Here is a 17,422-nt window from a genome sequence, read left to right as displayed (position 1 = left end):
TGCTTATATGAATCACCATAAAACAATCCCGTTCTTGCATCTGCAAGAACGGGATTGTTTTGTACTTTTATTTAATATGAGATGGACTTGTTTTTCGAATATGAAAAATAATATCAAATTGCTCAAGCAATGACTTATCAAAGTATGCCGATTCGTTGGGGAAGAGTTGTGCCCCTATACTTAGTAATGGTCTTTTTGCTTTAACCCACTTCTCTGCTGGTCCTTTAAGGTGACGGTTATCCAATAAAAACATGTTATATGGTACTTTTCCGAGGGTATAATTGAAACTATTTACATTTTGTGGAATCGCACGCGATGTAATTTTACCTCCAGTGGAAGGATCATATTCACTGTATAAGGTGAAATTCCCCCCCCGTAGTTGTACTACCAATTGTGACATAATTATTGTCTAAACGTTCCTTCAAAAACTGCCCCGCAGCATAAGGGTATGATTCATCATCGATAATTCCTTTAGCTATATGAATATTGTGTCCCCATACCATCGTTTTACCACCGAATGTTTCTTGCGCCCACATTGCATGATCGGCCATGTATTGCTCATGTAACTTTAACAGACTTGGATGGTCGTTAGGAATTAGCATTGTTGTAAATTTCTCTATTGCACTTGCCGTTGCTTTCGCCCAGATGTACTCGGGTGAAACTATTTTTGTGTTGGCTTGCTCATTCTCATCTTTTAGTAATTGGGATACTCTCTCAGCATTTCCTTTGAACTTTTCTTTTATTTCAGGAGCAAGTTTCATATATTCCTGTAAACTTCCAGTAAAAGACGGCAATTCTTTATAATTTTCTTCTACTTCTGCCAGCAAATCTGGTCGATGCAGCCTTACATAATCAATTACTTTATTAAAGCAACCTTGGTCCAACTCCTTTAAGTCGAGCCCAATAAATTGGATCTTTTTTTTAGTGGATGGATCAGCATTATAATCTTTCATCCACTCAATCATGGCTATAATTTCATCAGTAGGATATAACAAGTTTAAAAATTCTCTAGGGTTTCCTTTTCCTGTTTGGATATATTCATTTAGCTTTAAGCCGTTTCCCCAATCTTCTTCCATTGTGAAATTTGTAAAACCCATCTCAGTAACCAAATATTTCACAAGGCGAAACTTCATAGTGAAAATTTCAGAGCTTCCATGAGTATTCTCCCCTAAACCTACATATTGTGCGCTCCCAATCATTTTCTTAAGTGGTTTTAAATCCTCAAATTTTTTTGACGGCTCTATCGTTTTTAATGGGTAAGCCTGTGATTGTATAGATTTAACTATATTTTTTTGGATTGATTGACCTGAATTTTCGACTGCTATTGTTTGAGCCTTTCCTACTTCTACATATCCTGTGACTAATAAAGCTGTACTAACCATTGCAATTATTCTTTTCTTATTCATTTTTTTCACCTCAATTGAATTATTTGTAAAAGCAAGATTGATTCATTGTACTTGCACGAATCAATTGCCTTAATTCAATTGTTATCTATCCCATATCATATTTTCTAGTTACATATTGTCATAAGGTTAATTGACACAGGTCATAGACTAATCATTACACTTTTGTACTATCCGCTATGACAACTTATAAATAATAATTACATTGATGAGTCGTAAGTAAGACTAGATTATAAATTGGGGAGGGATTTTAAAGATGAATGAATTTGTATACAAAAATATTTTTATTCTAAGTTGTGTCTGTGGAAATGACAAGAAGTATATTCGATAAACAAGTGAATTATAGGGGAAGGGCGGATTAAAATGATATTACACGCAAAATCGTTCCACAATAAAGATAAAATCCAACGTGCTAAAATAGGACTTCAACTTTTTCTGAGTATCTTAATCATTACTTCAATTATCCTAAATGTAGTAATAATAATTACGAAAAGTATGCCACTTATTGTGGTATATATGTTTACCCCAGCATTATCTTCTATTTTAACTCGCATAATACTGAAAGAAGGGTTTAAAGATGTATCTTTTAGTCTCGGTAACTTAAAGATATGGAAAGGGATTGGTTTTGCTCTGCTAATCCCTATGATTATTTGTGGAATTACTTATTCTATCGCCTGGTCGAGCGGAATTGCGGGGTTTCAGTATCCCGAAGTTGGTATGTTTATTTTAGAACCGATCTACAATATGCTTGGGCTTCAGTATGTAACGGCACCATTCAGCTTCATTTATCTAGTAGTATTGAGCGGCATTTTCGGAAGTTTGCTTGGCTTAATCCCAGCTTTGGGAGAAGAAATGGGTTGGCGAGGTTATATGCTCACAAGGCTAGTCGATGCAGAGTTTTCACGGCCCATCCTTATTAGTGGATTGATTTGGGCAACGTGGCATGTTCCAATAGTTATTGCTGGTCTATATGTAGCGGGACCATCTGTCGTTCTTTCAGTACTTGGTATCTATCTTTGTATTGTACCATTCGGTTATATTATAGCTTATTTACGACTTATCACAGGTAGCATTTGGCCTTCGGTTATCATCCATGCTACTTGGAATGCCATTATTCAAGGACCTTTCACACGTGCAAGTACAGGGTATCAAACTGAGATTTGGATTGGAGAATCTGGCTTGATAACCGCTAGTATTATCTTGATTACTGCAATAATTACGTCTCGAATCGTAAATTTTACTAAATAGCATACGGATGTGTTTTAAATTCAATTAGTGAAATATGACGAGGCGAAATAAGATGCTCCTAAAAATATTAGAAAAAATCTAGTTGAACAGACTCTTACTTCATCTTAGGCTGCTGGATATGTGGGGGACATCAAGCTAAGAAAATAAACTTGGTTGCCATAAAAAACATAATGTTTTCATTTAAAGGCTATGAGATGAAATTTCATCATCTTCATCAAGTTTGACCTTCAGGAAATAAAAACTTAAACGATTATACAAATACTCTAACTGAAAAAACGATAGTCCTTCTACATTTTAGATAGAAGGACTATCGTTTATTTTTTTGACAAAATTAGGAGGTGATGTTCATAAAATGGATAATATAATTCGTATTTGCGTAAAGAGAAAAAGTTTTCCAAAGAAGATGTAGTTAATTTCCTTGGTATAACGGTTGATTGAAATTTCATTTTATAACTTGTAAAGGGCTGTGCAATGCATCGTACTATTGAAAAATCTAAATTTAATCATTAAATTGCGATAAAATGTGGTCGGAAATAATGAAATTTTAGGAAAAATAAGGTACACTAGTTTATGATTTTAGTTGAAAATCGTTTGACGTTAATGCATACGGGGGAAAGATTGATGAACAACAATACAACAAATGAATCAGTTGAAGAAATTGATCAAAAACGAGTAAGATCAAAAAAACGTTATACAAATTGGAAGTTTATTGCAGCGGGTATTGGTGTAATTGCACTTCTTATTGGGGGAATGAGTTATTATCAGGCAACTCACTTCAATTCGAATGTTACAATTAATGACACAAAAGTTGGTGGTCTGAGCGCTGATCAGGCAATACAGAAATTAAAGACATCTGGACTAGCAAACAAAGTCTATGTTGATCAACAACAAATTTTAGATGAAAAAGATACAAAAACAGAACTTACGGAAAAAGATTTGCCTCAAGTTAAGAAACTATTAAAAAACCAGTGGACATTTTTCCCTTCCTCAAAGGGAGAAAATTATTCATTGCTACCAGAGAAGGCAGATCAGTATCGTAGTGAAACGATGAAAAAACTTGTAGAAGAAAAGCTCATCTCTATGAATGAGAAATTAAAAGCGCCTCAAGATGCTATGGCGAAGCTAGAACAAGGGAAAATTGTTATTTCGAAAAGTGTTGAAGGAAAACAGTATGATGTTACTAGTCTACTGAAAGATTATGATAAGCAAAAATATAAAAGCGAAATTCATCTGAAGTCTGCATACATAAAACCTATTAAAGAAGACGATCCGATTGTCAAAAAAGAGGAGAAAGCACTACAGAATCTTCTTGGGCAGTCTGTTGAGTATAAAGTGCAGGATGAAGTTTATCCTTTAAAAGCGAAAGATTTAATTCAAAATGCCTCTATGTCAAAGGATATGAAAGTTACAATTGATGCGAGTGACATTAAGAAGAAAATTACTGAAATTAATAATGCCAAATCAACATTAAATAAAGATTTCTCATTTAAAACTCATTCCGGTTCAGTCATATCAGTAAAAGGAGAAGGATACGGCTGGGCACTAGATGTTGAAAAAGAAACTAAACAAGTTCAACAAGCCTTTGAGAAAGGCGAAAAATCGCTTTCTGCTTCTAATATTCACGGGAATGGTTGGGAGAAGGAAGGTATCGGTTATAAAACAACATCGAATAATGGCATCGGAGACACGTATGCAGAAGTTTCAATTGCAGAGCAACAAATTTGGATTTACAAAGATGGAAAATTAGTTGTTACAACAAATGTAGTAACTGGTAAACATAGTACTGGTGAAGATACATCACCAGGTGTGTGGTACGTCCTATATAAACGAACACCATATACGCTAAGAGGTAACGCAGTAGGAAAAGCTGATTATGCGGTTAAAGTAGATTACTGGGTTCCGTTCACAAATAGTGGTCAAGGATTCCACGATGCCGGCTGGCGCAAAGACTGGGGAAATAATGCTTATTTAACAGGAGGATCAGGTGGGTGTGTGAACCTTCTTCCTAATGTTGCAAAAACTGTATATGATAGTTTGAACACGTATGATCCAGTTATTGTGTATTAAAAAATAGCTATGTATCAAGAAATAAACAAAGCAGGAAATCTTACCTGATGGTATATGAAAAAACACCTCTTGCATTCGCATACTAAGTGTGCAAATGCAATGGAGGTGTTTTTGTTTGAATACAAGAGCGTATTGCTTATAAGAAACAAAGTAGAAAGAAATAATAAGTATTCAAATAGTCAATAAAATTGACAATGAATATCATTTTCACTTAATATAGAATCATTGTATTTAATTAGACATGAATTTTTTGTTAATATAATAGATTTCTATTAAGTTGTCACATTTAAGAACTATCATTAAATATTTTAAGAATTTAAACGTAGGAAAGGGTAATATAAAATGAACTGGAAAAAAGGCGGATTATGGGTTATTATTTTTTTCGTTGTAAAAGGCACGATTTCTACACTTTTAATCGTTACAGGTGCTAAATATTTTGATTTATCATTTATGCAACTTATCTTATTAATTCTGACCTTATTAGTGATTTCTCTAATAAGCCGAAAATTGCTGTATAGACATAAACAAAACAAAAAGCAAAAAGAGCTAAATATATAATGGAGCCCCAGAGACCTTTGGATTTCTGGGGTTTTATTTTGATAGTTTTTTCGCATGTATATCAATTTAACAGAATAGGTTGTCCAAAATGATAAAATCGATGATGTTTAAAATGCGTCAGTTATTTTTAATAACGATTGATACCCGTATTTCTACAATCTATATAAATGACTCAAGCTTCGCATCTTATGAATTCCCTGAAGTGCTAAACCTAAGCAAAGTAATGAACTATCTTAAGGAAGAAAGTTGAGTTAGCTAATCGCATATATTTTATTGAAAGGATGTGATTGAATTATGGAACGGCCGAATTGGGGAATTGGAGGATTAGTATTCGTTGGCTGTATGTTTCTTGGTGGAGGAGTGGGATCTATGTTAGGAAATGCCCAAACTGGATGGCTAATAGGAATGGGTGCTGGATTTCTTGGGATGGCTTTAACGAGACTGTTCAGAAAATAATGTAACTGAGATTCTTCTTCTGGTAAATAAGGAAATATGTAAGTAAGTCATAGCATAAGAGTTCTATAAATTATAGTTAGAATCTTCTCTTTTGTATTTGTCTTTTCTAAATTTCTCCATACATAGATATAATTCTCAAGTCGGAGGATGGCACCTTAGGGTGTCTTTTTTATGCTTTTTAAAAATGTCTTACCATTATAATAGCTGAGTTTTGCTTTCAGTCTCCGATGTCCATTAGGCATAAAATAAAAATTCTGCACCATTTAAACTCTGATAACAATTCATACGATCAAGAATAATTGAGTTAATAGCTTTCGGTAGATCGCCATCATTTTTTTATAATAGATTAGATTCATTGCCGTTTCAGACCTATGTATGAATTCATAATCTAATAGTAAAAGGAGGAATGATTAAAGGTATGGCGGTTAATGAGGAATCAATTTGTCAACAGTTTGCAAGAATCATTGGCGGTCAAGAAGGATTCGCTGGTGGGAAATGCGTGGCAACAATAAACCGTGATGAAATACGAGCCACAATCTTGGGAAAACGTTTTAGAGTAACAACTTCCTTTTCATTCGAATCACGAGACAATAAAACTGGACGGGCATTATGCCTAGGCCGAGTAGCACTTTTACAAAAAGAAGTCACTGAATTTGTGGCGACAATTATTAAACAAGGAATAATCGTTTCGTCTATACACAATGAGTGGTTATGTGATGATCCAAATTTAATTTACGTTAATATCGAAGACGTTGATGATCCACTAAATTTTGCAAGAAAAGTGAGAAGAGCGTTATGCACGTAATCAATTTCTTTAGTTAAACGAGTGATTATATTAAATTGAAAAGTTCAGCGTGTTGGATGGTTTTATAAAACGAAAGAAGGCGTTTCATATTTGGAATGCCTTTTCTTTATGTGTTCGTTACTAATGTGGGTGGTTAACTGATTATATGCTGTTTATCTTGCAACAGCAAGAACTGGACGAGGTATCTTTAAAGGTGTTTGACTGTCTATAGATACCGTATTTTACCAAATGTTATTAGCATATCATAAAACGATAAGGGAGAAATCGCCTTCATACCAACCAATCAAAATCTTGAGGTACTATTCTTTATGTTGTAAGGTTCCACTATTATTTTCATCAATTACTCAACGTACTGCTTCGATGTTTTCTGGAGTCATTTTAATAAATCCTTGCTTTTCATGAGATAATACTTTTTGATGAGTCATTTTGTGCATGGCATTGATTATATGACGATTAGAATTGAGGTCAAGTATTACCTCTTCACCTTTAATTCTATCAGTCTGCTTTTCCTTAACTCCTGATTATATTAGCTTCAATAACATATGATCATTCTTAAGAATGTCATTGAAATGTACGAATAGATGTTAGTGCAGCAAAATAAATTGTGTTATGATATGAGGAAATATAAAGCTATGTAACGGAGGGAATAACATGCCGCATGTTGTGTTTCGTGGAATTACTACTGAACAATTAAAAAGCATAAGCAAGCCATTAGTAGAAGAACTCGCAGATATCTGTGAGTGTGGTACGGATAATTTCACCTTGGAACTACCAAGTTCTACGTTTGTATTCAATGGAGAAGAAATAGAAGCGTTTCCTCTTATTGAAGTGAAATGGTTCGAGCGTGGACAGGAAATTCGTGATCGATTTGCCAAGGCCATTACTACATATGTAATGGATTTTGGACTTCCAGAAGTAGAGGTTGTATTTACAGTTTTCACAGAATCAGCCTATTATATTAACGGGAAGCATTGTGCAAGTTAGAGTTATTAGAAAGATTTTTATAACACTAAGAAAAGAAATAGGAGAGGATATCCTATTTCTTTTTATTCCTATAATAAAATATGTTTCATTAAAAACAAGGGCCGGAATTCCGGCTCCTTTTCTATCCTAAAGTCTTACTTTATCTCTCCGTCTCAAAAAACTCAATCCATTCTCCATCAGGGCCAGCGAAGAATATGTAACGTGTTCCATCTGGTAATGTTTCAATTTCTTCTCCTAGTAAAAAGGTTACTTTTTGTTTCTTTAGTCTTTCGATCTCATCCTCTAATGAATCCACTTTAAAGCAAATGTGATGTACTTTTCCTTCTGCCGGAAGAGAAGAGTTGTAGCCTTCAATGAGTTCTAGTATCGTTTCTTTTGATTCTTCTACACCTAAAAAAGCGAGTTTTAAGTCTGGATTCGGATGACCCATACGTTTCATGAGCTGTAAGCCGACTACTTCTTCATAAAATGAAATAGATGTTTCTAAGTTTGCAACCATAAGTCCAACGTGTTCAATTCTTCTAACTGGCATGTAGATTCCTTCTTTCTGAAAATTATATACAATATATTATTGAAAATTAAGAAAATAAGCAAGATAAAAACCTTACAAATTTTAGCGTGTTATATGGTATAGTGAGAAAGTATGTTTGGGGAGAAGGAAGGAGATTATACGATGAATACAACTACTCAAACTCCTTCATTATCGGAAACGATGAAAGAGTGGCATTATGCATTAGCGTATGAAATTAAACATTGGAAAACGATAGGTGGTAGTAAAATTTCTATCATGAACGGTCGTTTTTTATATACAGATTATGAAAGTACAGTATACGTATTTCAGCTTATTTCGGAAGTAAGCTTACCTGAAGGTTCACCCATTCGAATTGAGTTCGATGGTGAGGAAGCGACAGGGGAAGTATTATCTATACATGGATTAGAAATAGAGCTGAAATTAAATGATTATATACAAGGTGAAATAAGAGAAGCGGTTTTATATAGTGAACCGTGGCAATTGTTAGAGCAACTACAAGAGCGATTGAAAGAAGCACGTAAAGATAAGCTGAAACGTAATCGTATAAAGCGTCTTGTTGATGGGACGAGCAGTCCGAAACATATTGAGAAGATGAAAAATCCGAAAAATGAATTGGCGTATCGTTCGTTTTACAATCCGACAACATACGTGTGGGGACCACCTGGAACAGGGAAGTCTTACAATTTATCACGTATTATTTCGGCGCATTATCAAAAAGGAAAATCGGTACTTGTGTTAGCTCATAGTAATGCGGCAGTGGACGTATTAATGAGTGAAGTAACGAAGCAAATTGAGAAGAAAAAGAAATGGACGCCTGGTGAAATTGTTCGTTACGGTTATAGCCAGCATGATCATATACGAAATCATGAAACGTTGCTTGCATCGAAGTTAGTTGAAACGACGAACGGATCTTGGGGAGAAGAAAGACTCTATTTAGAGGAAGCACGACAAGATCTCCGTGAAAAGATTTTATCATATAAAGCGACTTCTGCTGATAAGAAGCGTATACAAGAGATTGAAAGTGATCTTCGAAAGCAAAAAGCGAAAATTAAAGAAGTAGAAAAAGAATATATTGAAAATGCAAAAGTAATCGGTGCGACTTTATCGAAATGTGCCATTGATTCACTGATTTATGAGCGTACATTTGATTTAGTTGTCGTAGATGAAGTGAGTATGGCATATGTTCCGCAAATTGCATTAGCTGCATCACTTGGAAAACGCATCGTCGTTTGTGGTGACTTTTTACAGTTACCTCCAATTGCGATGGCGAATCATGAACTCGTTCGAAAATGGCTCGGGGAAGATATGTTTTACCATGCGGGGATTGTTGAGTCTGTCAATAAATCAGAAGCACATCCGAACCTCTTTATGTTGCAGGAACAAAGACGTATGCATGCGGATATATCGAAGTTTACAAATTCATTTATTTATAAAAATAGAGTATACGATCATCCGTCTGTTTCAGAACGTAAAGAACTTGCGCAATTGCAACCATTCGCAAATGAGGCGAGTGTTTTATTTGATACGAGCTTAATGGGCGCCTTTTCGTTAAAAGACGCTGCTTCAGGTTCTCGTTTTAATATTATGTCTGGTTTAGTAGCGATGCAAATGATGTTAATCGGACTGTTAGATGGTGTTCAATCGATAGGTGTTGTTACACCTTACAGGGCACAATCCCGCTTTTTATCAACGTGTATCAGGGAAATATTGCAGAGAACGAAATATCAAAATATACCAGTTTTGGCGGCGACGGTTCATAAGTTTCAAGGTTCTGAAAGAGATATGATGATATTTGATACAGTGGATAGCTATCCGCAAGAACGACCAGGCGTTTTATTCTTTGACCATAAAAACCATCGCCTCGTCAATGTTGCAGTGACAAGGGCGAGAGGGAAGTTCATTCAATTATCAGATTGTCATTATATGCGTAAAAACCTTTCGAGAAAACAAGCGTTATCACAATTAACAGCTCATATAGAACGTCATGGAGATGTGTATGATCGTACGACATCAAGACAATTGTGGGAACGAAAAATTTCGAAACGTTTACGCTGGTTTATGGAAATGAATCTTGAGGAAACGAAAGGGGTATTAAAAGATATTTTAGCCGCAAAACGAAAAATTATTATTTCACTTCCAAGTACAAAACAAGTGGATAAACGAGTATGGCAAGCGTTAATGCGTACAAATGCGCAAATAACAGTTTATAGTGATGGACCAGTTCCAATGAAAAATGTAAAGTTACAAAGACAAAATAAAGCATTCCCGTTTATCGTAATTGATGATGAAATCTTCTGGGCAGGCGCACCGCTTACATCTCAAATGATGTTTGAAGGTAGTACGGAATTTCCGTACGTATGTGCAAGACTGCAAGCAACTGAGACAATTGGTGTATTAAAAGGATTTTTAGATATTCGGTAAATTCAGATAGGAATTCCTTGACTTTTACTTGGAATGAACTTAGAATAAAAAATAATTTAATATAATTTTATGAAAATTCTTATCACGAGAGGTGGAGGGACTGGCCCTATGATACCTCGGCAGCGGATTCGTTATGAATACTGTGCCAATTCCAGCAAGGTAACTTGAAAGATAAGAAAGAAGCTCATTTTGACTGTATATACAGAAGCCTCTTTCTATCTTTTAGAAAGAGGCTTTTTTATGTGAAAATATAAGGGGGAAGAGAAATGGGAGCGACAGGAGTAACGTCACAAAGAAAAACAATTGAAGAGAGTATCGAAAGAAATAAGGAAAAGTACATAGAAACAAGTCATGATATTCATGCGAATCCGGAAATTGGTAACCAAGAGTTTTATGCATCTAGAACGTTAAGTTTATTGCTAGGCAGTGCAGGATTTCAGTTGCAGCACAATATAGCTGGACATGAAACGGGATTTATCGCGCGAAAAAGCTCTGGAAAACAAGGACCAGCAATCGCATTTTTAGCGGAGTACGACGCTTTACCAGGACTAGGCCATGCGTGTGGTCACAATTTAATCGGCACAATTAGCGTTGCAGCAGCAATTGCATTATCAGAAACGCTTGAAGAAATTGGCGGGGAAGTTGTCGTGTTCGGAACACCAGCTGAAGAAGGAGGACCGAACGGTAGCGCAAAATCGAGTTATGTAAAGGCAGGCTTATTTAAAAACATTGATGCGGCGCTTATGATTCATCCAAGCGGAAAGACAGCGACAACGAGTCCTTCACTAGCGGTCGATCCGCTTGATTTTCATTTTTACGGAAAAACAGCTCACGCTGCAGCTTCGCCAGAAGAAGGGATTAACGCATTAGATGCGGTTATTCAGCTCTATAACGGTATTAACGCACTTCGCCAACAACTTCCGTCAGACGTGAGAATTCATGGCGTCATTACAGAGGGAGGAAAAGCACCTAATATTATTCCTGACTATGCCGCAGCAAGATTCTTCATCCGTGCAGCAACGCGAAAAAGATGTGCAGAAGTAACAGAAAAAGTAAAAAATATCGCACAGGGAGCAGCATTAGCAACAGGTGCGAAAGTAAAAATCCATCAATTCCAAAATGAAATCGATGAATTACTCGTAACAAAAACATATAACGATATCGTAGCGGAAGAACTAGAACTATTAGGTGAAGATGTAAATCGTAAAGAAAGAGTAGGGATTGGTTCAACCGACGCAGGAAACGTAAGCCAAGTCGTACCGACAATTCATCCGTACATTAAAATCGGACCAGATGATTTAATTGCACATACGAATGAATTTAGAGAAGCAGCACGTTCAGAACTTGGAGATAAAGCATTAATTACATCGGCAAAAGTACTAGCGAATACGGCACATCGATTAATTACGGAAGAAGGGTTGTTAGAGAAGGTGAAGGAGGAGTTTAGAGAAGCGCAGAAGAATCAGGGGTAGATGGTTAAAGGGAGTGGGGGATCCACTCCCTTTCTTTTTTTCGTAACACTGATGCTAAGATTTTTTGCAGTAAAATCAATGTTAGTGGAACTTTTTTAATCAAACTTTTTTCTAAATTAACATAAATACTTGTAATATTTAAATTAGTACTATATAGTTCTAGTTATGACAAAGGTAAAATTAATGAATCAAAAACGTGTGATTGAAGTAGCCGCAACATTATTTTTAGAAAAAGGGTTTGCTTATACAAGTATGGATGAATTAGTACGTGTAAGCAAAGTTTCAAAGTCTAATGTGTATTATCACTTTTCTAATAAGGAAGTATTATTAGAAGCGGTCGTTGATTATTGGATTGAAATGTATCAATCTGCAATTGATGACGTACTTTCTCAGAATCAATTTTTAGTTGAAGATCGTATCCAACTGTTTTTAAAGCAATTATCACAAGGAGTTCAGTCGAGAGAGTATAAGGGGAGCTGTCCATTTATTACTCTTTATATTCAAAGTCCTAAACAGGCCACGCAAATAAAAGAAAAAATAGGTCTTTTTTTTACAGGATTACAAAAGAAAGTTTCTCTATTACTTAAACAAGGGGTAGAGAATGGAGAATTTAGAAATACGATTCATATTGATGAGGTTGCATCACTTTTTATTACAAATCTTGAAGGAGCGTTATTTATTTCAGAAACATTGAAGGATGCAACTGTAATCACGAAAACAGCAGATCATTTTTTAAAAATGCTTCGATAAAAGAAGCATTTTTTTTACATCGAATTAGTACTGAATAGTACTAAAAAGGGGGATTTTATATGAGAACAGTATTTTTAACTGGTGGAACAGGCTTTATTGGAAAGCAATTAGTGAAAGAATTAGCCAAAGAGGATGTTAAAATTCTTCTTTTAGTGAGGTCGAAAAGTAAAGCAATACGCCTTTTTCAAGAAAGAGGTATCTTAAAAAAGGAAGTTATGCACTTTATTGAAGGTGATTTGACGAAAATAGATTTAGGTCTAAGTGCTGAAGATAAGGAGAGGGTATTGAAAACGGATGTGATTATTCACGCAGGAGGCCCCATGGATATTCAAGCGACAAGTAAAGAGGTAGCTTCCGTATTTTTAAATGGCGCCAAACATATTAGTGAATTAGCTAAAAGTATTCATCAATTGAAGGGCTTGCAACAATTTATTCATGTTGTAGGTTATATGAGTCCCTTTGATGATAAAAATAGCAAGATTGCAATTGATGTGTTTCAAGAAGGGAATAATTATTTGAAAATAAAAAATCCATATGAGAGAACAAAATTTTTAGCAGATCTTTATATCCGTCAGCAGGCATCAGCAGTAGGTTATCCGCTTTCTGTAATTAATCCGCCAACTGTAGTCGGTAGTAGTAAAACAGGGAGTACAGAGCAGATAGCAGGATTAGGTTTGCTTGTGAAGAGTATGCGAAGAGGGCTCATGCCAGTGATTCCTGGAGGTAAGGGATATAGGTTACCACTTATTTCAAACATTGAGCTTGCGAAGTTTATTGTGCAGGTTTTCAGATTGGAGCAACCGACTATTCAAACATATACACTTGTTGAAGACAAACAGCACGATCAGAACATTGCTGAATTATTAAGTATTAGGGGTCACCATATCATTTCGGGAATATCGTACGTTTAGACATAATTTGGACACAAATCAACCGATTCCTTAACGTACAAGGAATCGGCTAATTCTTTACATAATCTTTGCTGATGACAGAATCCCGAACCAGACACAATTGTTAATTTGTATACAAAATTTGTACTAAAATTAAAGAGGGAACCTCATTTTGATTAATCTTTTTTCAACATGGGGGTGTTTATTTTTGTTATTAAATAAAAGCCGGGACAACTGTTTAATAATTATTATACTCATGCTCTCTTTCATTTGTAATTCAGATAATGTTTAAGGCATAGAGCTAACGACTATTGAAATAAATACAAAAATAATTCCTAATAACACCATAAATGATGAAGAAATAATTAATAATAAAGCACTAAAATTAAACTCCTTATTTAATTTTAGTTTTTTATAATATCGATAAAGTAAAAAACCAAAAAGTGTCGAACTTATCCAAATAATTAGTCCGTATGGGGTTATTAGTTTTTTCCAATCAACAACCCAATAATAAGCAATAAAAATATGGCATATTACTAGTAGAATGGAAGATGGAAATATTATCTTTTTATTAAGTACCATTTGTTTATCCCTCCTATCTAAATATTACCAATGTTTTATTAATATTTCAAAATTTATTACACAAAAAAGGGAGCGCTTAAATATATAATCATCTGAAAATATGAATTTATTGAAAAAAATAGAAAAATCTGTTGATTTATTTCTAAAAACTGGTAATATTTTATGTGAATATTAAATAAGGGGGAATTACAATGAAAAAAATTGTAAAATTAGTAGGAGCATTGGCATTAACTTTAATAGTTGGTAGCCCTTTGTCTGCATCCGCGGAATCGCATCATGAGGGAGAAATGAAGGATATGACACCTAAACAGGTCGCCGAACAAATGATTACAAGTTATGATGCTCAAAAAATACAAAAGGCTCCTCAAAAAACTGACGATGATCGATTTATGAATGAAATGGTTGCCAATCAAGAAAGAATGCAGACAGAATTAGAGAAAAAAGTTGAAACCGCTAAGGGAAATCATGAAAAATTTTATTCAATGGATGAAATTTTAAAAGCAAACGCCCAGGAATTTGGAATTAGCGAAGAAGACATGAACAAGATTAAAGAAAGTGTTGCTACTCATAAAGAAGGACTTTCCAGTACTTTAGAAGGATTTACTTCACTAGGTGAAGGAAATCATGAAATTGCAAAAAAATTAAAAGAAAGTCTTAATCAAAAATGGCCAAAATCGGTAATTTATGTGGATCATTCTAAAGATGAACAAGATGGAATCATTTCAGGTGGTGGATTCCCATACTGTTTAGATGATAATGGATGGGGTCCATGGAATTTTATAACCTCAGATTGCTATAAAGCAATATTAGCGATGCAAGTATGTGCTTTAGATTCTACTTTAGGTAAGATGGATGCTAGAATGCGATACTGCAAAGCATATGTTCGCAACTGTTCGCCTCTAATTGGTCATCGTGAAAAGTGGCATACTCATTAATAGTATGAAGATATCTTAACAGTTGAGGAGAAGAATTATGAAAAACAACGCAATAGGCGCTCTTGCATTTCTTGTTAGTTGTAGTTTACTAATTGGATGTAGTAACCAAACAACCGCCAAGGGTAATGAAAATCACGAAGGACACAAAAATCATGTAAAACAGGAAAATCAACAACGACACGAAAATCATGATTCCGATGAAGGATTAGGTACAAAAAATCAGCAGGAGGTTATGCAAAAAGATATTAATCATAATCTTCAAAAATGGAATGATGAAAAAGTTTATGGGAAGAATATAAAAATTGCTGTTCTTGATACAGGCATTGATAAAAATAATAGTGATTTGAGTTACATAAAAGGTGCCAATTTTACTAGTGATAAGATAGATGAATTTGCCGATGATAATGGGCATGGAACAAAAATCGCTGGAATCATTGGTGCTCGTAAAAATAATCATACACTATTAGGAATTGCTCCAGAATCCGATTTATATATTGCTAAAGTAGCTAATGGAAACGGGGATGCGAAATTTGAAAACCTTGTTAAAGGTGTCTATTGGGCAATAGAACAAAATGTGGATATCATCAATATCAGCTTAGAGTTTCCAAATGAAAATAATGAATTACATGAGGCAATAAAAAAGGCTAGTGAAAAGAATATAATTGTAGTTTCTTCCTCGGGGAATATTAAACATGAAGGTGACTCGGATAAAGCTTATCCTGGCGCATATCCCGAAGTCGTTGGTGTAGGAATGTTGAATGTTAAAGGGAAAATGTATTCTAAAGAATTTGAAAAGAAAAAAGTAGATGTATTTGCTCCAGGGGAAGACATATTTTCCTTGTATTTTAATAGTAAAATGACCCTCGATACAGGTGTGTCATTCGCAACAGCTTATACATCAGGTTATAGTGCATTATTAATTCAAAAACATAAAGATAATAATACTGACTATAACAAAAAACAAATAATATCAGAATTAAAAAAAGATTTAGAGAAAAAAATATAAATTGATATTATTATTTATTAAGTATTTTTTATTTTAGAATTCATGCATCAATAATTATATGTCACATAATAGTCCGACATAGTACGTAATCTCTATATTGTGCTGTATTTCAAATCAACAATTGTGTATGATTCCGGATTCTGTCATTATCAAAGAGTATGTAAAGAATTAGCCGATTCCTTGTACGTTAAGAAATCGGTTGATTTGTGTCCAAATTATGTCTAAACGTACGATATTCCCGAAATGATATGGTGACCCCTATTATGTCGGAAAGTATGAATATGAGGGCATCAAAAATCTCGGTTCCAATGCCGCTTATGAAAACAATTATGAATAGTGGAGTAAGTAAAATAACAAAAATTCCTTCTGATGGACTGAATTTTATTACAAAACGAAAATTTTCAAATGTTTCAGCGAAAAAAATTATGGGAGGAGATTGGTTTAGGAAGACGAGTGTAATGAAATTTTTCCCTGCCGTAGTAGCTGATCTGGATTATCGAATGATGTATCAAAATGGCCAGCATAATCATGTATTTAAACGAACATTATGCGATAACAATACCGTTTACCAATTACAAGGAGAGGGTAAACCGTTTATTTTATTACATGGTTTATTGAGTGATGGAGAGGATTTAATTCCTTTAGCACAAGAGCTTCATGAAAAAACTGGTCAACCTGTATGGATCTTGGATCTTCCAGGTTTGGGGCGTTCTCCTTTTAAACGAGATAAAAATCTTCTAAATATCTATTTGAATGTAGTGAAAAAGTTATTGGAGAAAGCTACAAATGGTGCACATCTAATTGGTCATTCATTCGGTGCATTTATTCTTCTGGAAGCATTGGTACAAGAGTACATAGATAAGAAGTATGCAATCACTTTACTTCAGCCACCTGTAGTTAAAAAAAATGCTAAATCGCTAAATGTTCCTCAATTTATGAACAAATGGACATTAAAATTGGCAACTACTAATTTCATAGAGCGATATTTATTAAGTAATGGTTTGTTTGAAAGTATGGAGAGCATCCCTGAACATTATATTGAAAAAATAAGGAACAGTTTTACTTCTCCTAGAATTTTAAATACTACGGTTCAGCTTAACAGTTTACTACTGAAAAACGATCAAGGTGATTTCAATGAAGTAACAAAGTATAATCTTCACATTATTTGGGGGGATTATGACAGAGCCTATTCTGCTCCATCGCATCTTGGTAAAGTTGATTTTGTTCCATATGGCCATCATTTTCCTCTTAGCCATCCGAGTGAAACGGCAACATTAGTAATAGAAAATAGTAATATTAGCAGATGAGAGTGT

The 17,422-nt window shown here is 34.6% G+C and carries 13 protein-coding genes, 4 pseudogenes and 1 riboswitch; of the genes and pseudogenes, 13 read left to right on the top strand and 4 right to left on the bottom strand.

The genetic code is table 11. The features are described 5' to 3' along the window. Positions 1-67: 67 nt before the first annotated feature. Positions 68-1,406, bottom strand: a pseudogene (locus BHV55_RS15960) (erythromycin esterase family protein). Between the two features lie 360 nt (positions 1,407-1,766). On the opposite strand from BHV55_RS15960, the gene BHV55_RS15955 reads away from it, so the two are divergent. The 5 genes from BHV55_RS15955 to BHV55_RS15935 all read left to right on the top strand — a co-directional run bounded on the left by BHV55_RS15955 (position 1,767) and on the right by BHV55_RS15935 (position 6,537). Further along, positions 1,767-2,651 carry a CPBP family intramembrane glutamic endopeptidase gene (locus BHV55_RS15955; RefSeq protein WP_070756724.1) on the top strand — a complete coding sequence of 295 codons (885 nt, stop codon included), beginning with the start codon at positions 1,767-1,769 and terminating at the stop codon, positions 2,649-2,651. 621 nt (positions 2,652-3,272) lie between these two features. Next, on the top strand, positions 3,273-4,718 hold the full coding sequence (locus BHV55_RS15950) for a L,D-transpeptidase family protein (protein WP_001064057.1): 1,446 nt from the start codon (positions 3,273-3,275) through the stop codon (positions 4,716-4,718). Between the two features lie 342 nt (positions 4,719-5,060). Continuing rightward, positions 5,061-5,276 carry a hypothetical protein gene (locus BHV55_RS15945; RefSeq protein ID WP_001104104.1) on the top strand — a complete coding sequence of 72 codons (216 nt, stop codon included), beginning with the start codon at positions 5,061-5,063 and terminating at the stop codon, positions 5,274-5,276. A gap of 294 nt (positions 5,277-5,570) precedes the next feature. Continuing rightward, positions 5,571-5,732: a hypothetical protein gene (locus BHV55_RS15940; RefSeq protein ID WP_000441008.1), complete on the top strand. Its 162-nt coding sequence runs from the start codon at positions 5,571-5,573 to the stop codon at positions 5,730-5,732. A gap of 418 nt (positions 5,733-6,150) precedes the next feature. Next, positions 6,151-6,537 carry a DUF1259 domain-containing protein gene (locus BHV55_RS15935; protein ID WP_001986336.1) on the top strand — a complete coding sequence of 129 codons (387 nt, stop codon included), beginning with the start codon at positions 6,151-6,153 and terminating at the stop codon, positions 6,535-6,537. A gap of 302 nt (positions 6,538-6,839) precedes the next feature. On the opposite strand, the pseudogene BHV55_RS15930 reads toward BHV55_RS15935, so the two are convergent. Continuing rightward, positions 6,840-7,058: pseudogene (locus BHV55_RS15930) on the bottom strand (DUF6241 domain-containing protein); the annotation flags it as partial. A 130-nt stretch (positions 7,059-7,188) separates the two neighbouring features. Here BHV55_RS15930 and BHV55_RS15925 point away from each other — a divergent pair. Then, on the top strand, positions 7,189-7,521 hold the full coding sequence (locus BHV55_RS15925; protein ID WP_001120970.1) for a DUF1904 family protein: 333 nt from the start codon (positions 7,189-7,191) through the stop codon (positions 7,519-7,521). Between the two features lie 139 nt (positions 7,522-7,660). Here the strand turns inward: BHV55_RS15925 and BHV55_RS15920 are convergent, their stop codons facing one another. Further along, a complete protein-coding gene (locus BHV55_RS15920) occupies positions 7,661-8,053 on the bottom strand; it encodes a VOC family protein (protein ID WP_001145286.1) in 393 nt (130 codons plus the stop codon). Positions 8,054-8,164: 111 nt separating this feature from the next. Between BHV55_RS15920 and BHV55_RS15915 the strand changes: the two genes are divergently transcribed. From BHV55_RS15915 to BHV55_RS15900, 4 genes and pseudogenes are all read left to right on the top strand, one after another. Continuing rightward, positions 8,165-10,474, top strand: a complete 2,310-nt coding sequence (locus BHV55_RS15915; RefSeq protein ID WP_070756722.1) for an AAA domain-containing protein — start codon at positions 8,165-8,167, stop codon at positions 10,472-10,474. 76 nt (positions 10,475-10,550) lie between these two features. Next, positions 10,551-10,652, top strand: a riboswitch (SAM riboswitch). A gap of 88 nt (positions 10,653-10,740) precedes the next feature. Beyond that, positions 10,741-11,946: a M20 family metallopeptidase gene (locus BHV55_RS15910; RefSeq protein WP_048568416.1), complete on the top strand. Its 1,206-nt coding sequence runs from the start codon at positions 10,741-10,743 to the stop codon at positions 11,944-11,946. A 183-nt stretch (positions 11,947-12,129) separates the two neighbouring features. Further along, on the top strand, positions 12,130-12,696 hold the full coding sequence (locus BHV55_RS15905; RefSeq protein ID WP_048568418.1) for a TetR/AcrR family transcriptional regulator: 567 nt from the start codon (positions 12,130-12,132) through the stop codon (positions 12,694-12,696). Between the two features lie 59 nt (positions 12,697-12,755). Continuing rightward, positions 12,756-13,568, top strand: a pseudogene (locus tag BHV55_RS15900) (SDR family oxidoreductase); the annotation flags it as partial. A gap of 306 nt (positions 13,569-13,874) precedes the next feature. Here BHV55_RS15900 and BHV55_RS15895 read toward each other — a convergent pair. Beyond that, entirely contained in the window at positions 13,875-14,168 is a 294-nt protein-coding gene (locus BHV55_RS15895; protein ID WP_048568419.1) for a hypothetical protein, read from the bottom strand. Positions 14,169-14,359: 191 nt separating this feature from the next. Here BHV55_RS15895 and BHV55_RS15890 point away from each other — a divergent pair, with 191 nt between their 5' ends. The 3 genes and pseudogenes from BHV55_RS15890 to BHV55_RS15880 all read left to right on the top strand — a co-directional run. After that, entirely contained in the window at positions 14,360-15,103 is a 744-nt protein-coding gene (locus tag BHV55_RS15890; RefSeq protein WP_048568420.1) for a hypothetical protein, read from the top strand. Between the two features lie 37 nt (positions 15,104-15,140). Continuing rightward, positions 15,141-16,109 carry a S8 family serine peptidase gene (locus BHV55_RS15885; RefSeq protein WP_070756720.1) on the top strand — a complete coding sequence of 323 codons (969 nt, stop codon included), beginning with the start codon at positions 15,141-15,143 and terminating at the stop codon, positions 16,107-16,109. 260 nt (positions 16,110-16,369) lie between these two features. Further along, positions 16,370-17,416 (top strand): annotated as a pseudogene (locus BHV55_RS15880) (alpha/beta fold hydrolase); the annotation flags it as partial. Positions 17,417-17,422 lie beyond the last annotated feature (6 nt).

This window comes from Bacillus sp. RZ2MS9, from assembly GCF_001816185.2.
Taxonomy (GTDB): Bacteria; Bacillota; Bacilli; order Bacillales; family Bacillaceae_G; genus Bacillus_A; species Bacillus_A cereus.
Note: the sequence above shows the minus strand (reverse complement) of the source record. Positions and strands in the feature narration are given on the sequence as shown.

Coding starts and splice junctions, on each gene's coding strand:
- BHV55_RS15895 (WP_048568419.1), bottom strand. CDS start 14,168: ATGGTACTTAATAAAAAGATAATATTTCCATCTTCCATTCTACTAGTA.
- BHV55_RS15905 (WP_048568418.1), top strand. CDS start 12,130: ATGAATCAAAAACGTGTGATTGAAGTAGCCGCAACATTATTTTTAGAA.
- BHV55_RS15955 (WP_070756724.1), top strand. CDS start 1,767: ATGATATTACACGCAAAATCGTTCCACAATAAAGATAAAATCCAACGT.
- BHV55_RS15945 (WP_001104104.1), top strand. CDS start 5,061: ATGAACTGGAAAAAAGGCGGATTATGGGTTATTATTTTTTTCGTTGTA.
- BHV55_RS15950 (WP_001064057.1), top strand. CDS start 3,273: ATGAACAACAATACAACAAATGAATCAGTTGAAGAAATTGATCAAAAA.
- BHV55_RS15910 (WP_048568416.1), top strand. CDS start 10,741: ATGGGAGCGACAGGAGTAACGTCACAAAGAAAAACAATTGAAGAGAGT.
- BHV55_RS15935 (WP_001986336.1), top strand. CDS start 6,151: ATGGCGGTTAATGAGGAATCAATTTGTCAACAGTTTGCAAGAATCATT.
- BHV55_RS15915 (WP_070756722.1), top strand. CDS start 8,165: ATGTTTGGGGAGAAGGAAGGAGATTATACGATGAATACAACTACTCAA.
- BHV55_RS15940 (WP_000441008.1), top strand. CDS start 5,571: ATGGAACGGCCGAATTGGGGAATTGGAGGATTAGTATTCGTTGGCTGT.
- BHV55_RS15920 (WP_001145286.1), bottom strand. CDS start 8,053: ATGCCAGTTAGAAGAATTGAACACGTTGGACTTATGGTTGCAAACTTA.
- BHV55_RS15885 (WP_070756720.1), top strand. CDS start 15,141: ATGAAAAACAACGCAATAGGCGCTCTTGCATTTCTTGTTAGTTGTAGT.
- BHV55_RS15925 (WP_001120970.1), top strand. CDS start 7,189: ATGCCGCATGTTGTGTTTCGTGGAATTACTACTGAACAATTAAAAAGC.
- BHV55_RS15890 (WP_048568420.1), top strand. CDS start 14,360: ATGAAAAAAATTGTAAAATTAGTAGGAGCATTGGCATTAACTTTAATA.